The organism is Chitinophaga sp. (assembly GCF_035564935.1).
In the GTDB taxonomy this organism is placed as follows: Bacteria; Bacteroidota; Bacteroidia; order Chitinophagales; family Chitinophagaceae; genus Chitinophaga.
Map to the genome: position 1 here is coordinate 1 of NZ_DATMTE010000567.1, position 2,553 is coordinate 2,553.

The window sequence follows — 2,553 nt, forward strand, 5'->3', positions numbered from 1 at the left end:
GGTTAGCGCCCGCAGATACAGATATAAAGAAATCTGAATTGATATTCTTCTTGTAGCTCAACAGGAAGTCGGTGTTCTGCTCCCTGAAAAATTCTGTTTCAAAAGCGTAGGCGCCGGTGGGATTCTATATTGCGCTGAAAGGTCTTTTGCTTTCGCGGGTTTCAGAGTAAAGGTCCATACCTGTACGGCCCATGAGCGACAGGTCTTTCGTGATCTGTATATTCAGTTCCACGTTGCCGGTCATACGATCGCGGTCGAACCCGTTAATAAACTCATATGCCACCAGGTAGGGATTATCTACAGATCCGGGCACATGTGAAAACTGCTGCGGCCCTTCTCTTCCGGGCATCCAGTAGTTGCGCAGCTGCCGTATATCCACGTTCGGTGTGGTAGTATATACGATGTTACTCACGCTGCCGCGGTTAAAGGTAGGCCGGTTGCCGCTGCTGTTTTTCGTATAACCGATATTGGTACTCACCCTGATGTTGGGATTAAGATTATATCCCGCAGCCAGGTTGATGGTATTTCTTTTCAGATCGGTATTGGGAATGATGCCTTCATTTTTCAGGTTGGTAAACGACAAGCGGAAGTTACCATCCTTGTTATTACCGGTAACGGCAATGTTATTGGTGAAGGTAGAGCCGGTGCGGAAAAAATCCTTATGCCGGTCGGGGTATGCCACCCAATCAGTGGGAACAGGCTGCCCGTTGGCGTCCAGGGGGCTGTTCCACTGCACATGTTTGGTACCAACATTCAACCGTGGCCCCCATGAGGCATCGGAAATTGTTTCATCGGAGCCTTCGCGGTCGCCGGAACCAAATTCATTCTGGAACTTGGGGAACAGCCAGGGCTGATCGAACATAGCGCTGGAGTTCACCGAAACGCCCAGTCCTTTTGCAGCGCCGGAGCCGGACTTGGTGGTGATGAGGATCACGCCGTTGATAGCGCGGGAGCCATACAAAGCGGAGGCGCTGGCGCCTTTCAGTACGGAGATGCTGGCGATATCATCGGGGTTGATATCGGAGATAGTGCTACCGTAGTCAACTACCACCTGTCCTACCGGTTGTTTCGGATTACGTACTGCCGGTGCAATGGGAATACCGTCCACAACATACAGCGGTTGGTTATAGCCTTCCAGGCTGCTTTGCCCGCGGATGGTTACCAGCGAGGTAGCGCCGGGATCGGAACTGGTGCTTCTTACATTTACACCGGTTACTTTACCGGATAAGGCGTTGGCAATGTTTACCTCTTTCACGGTGCTTACCTGGTCGCCCTTCAGGGTGGCAATAGAATAACCGAGCGCTTTTTCCTGGCGTCTGATACCGAGGGCGGTTACCACCACGTCGTCAAGACTGCGCACCGTAGCCGTTAACTGCACCTGCAGGGTACCGTTTCCTGCGGCTACTTCTTTCGACTGGTAGCCTACCGACCGGAATACGAGGATAGCATTGTTTCCGGCTACCTTAATGCTGAACTGTCCGTCTACATTGGTAGCAGTACCATTCGTTGTTCCTTTTTCATGTACGCTTACACCGGGAAGCGGTACACCGCTTTCATCGGTAACGCTTCCTTTAACAACTACTTCCTGTGCTTTGGTGCCGGCAGTTTCCCCGGCAGCGGAGCGGATCGCATAATCACGATCGCTTAGTTTAACTGCCTGCAAACCCAATGGGGCAAGCATTTTCAGCAATTGTGATTCCAGGTTGGCGTCTGTAACACGGGTTTGTTTCCCTGCTACAAATTTATCTGCCACCTGTGTAGGCGAATAATTAAAGCTGATGTTAAACCTTGTTTCAAGGTTGGTCAGCATCTGGCGGAGTGGGATAGTTCCTGCTTCCCCCGGCGTATCGCCGCTTCTTACCATCAGTTGCTGTGCGCTTGTGGTGGTGGCCAGCAGCAGCAATAATAGCAGCGTTGCGCTCCAGGGAGCATAAAGCTTCGTAAAGCTCTTTTGCATAACTGTAAATTTTTAAGACCTTATTCAAAAATGATGACTGAATTGTTTTGTTTCATTTTCAGCTGATGTACCGTAGCCATTGCTTTCAGGAGCATGGCAGGATCATCAGCGGGGCCGGAACCGGTAAATAGCAGGCCTTCCGTTTTCTTATTCCTGAACTGAATCCTGTAGCCGTATATATCTTCCAGTTGCTGCGCAATATTTATCAATGGTGTGTTCCTGAAAAGGAGGCGGTGCTGTTTCCAGGCAGTAAGCATAGCCGGGTCTGCCTGTAACCGGTGATGTTCACCTGGTTTGAAATACATCATATCTCCCGGCTTCATATCCAGGCTATCGTTCACTACTATCTTTCCCTCTTCCAGTAATACTTTCACCTGTTCATGACGATGATACACATTAAAGGCAGTACCTTTTACTTCGATGGTTACCTGTGGCATCAGTACCCTGAATTTAGGATGCAATCCTGCGGGTGATTTGGATACATTAAAATAGGCCTCTCCGTTCAGTGTTACTGTTCTTATATTTTCCTTTGTCCATTTGCAGGGATAAGAGATGGACGAATTAGCATTCAGCTGCACAATGGAACCATCAGGAAG

The 2,553-nt window shown here is 49.5% G+C and carries 2 protein-coding genes; both read right to left on the reverse strand.

Annotation, left to right across the window (positions count from 1 at the left end; genetic code table 11):
• Positions 1 to 124: 124 nt before the first annotated feature.
• Positions 125 to 1,957 (reverse strand): TonB-dependent receptor plug domain-containing protein, encoded by a 1,833-nt coding sequence (locus VN105_RS14685; RefSeq protein WP_325642155.1) that lies wholly within the window; start codon positions 1,955 to 1,957, stop codon positions 125 to 127.
• Between the two features lie 20 nt (positions 1,958 to 1,977).
• Positions 1,978 to 2,553, reverse strand: a 576-nt coding sequence (locus VN105_RS14690) for a FecR family protein (protein ID WP_325642157.1), incomplete at its 5' end; no start/stop codon positions are given.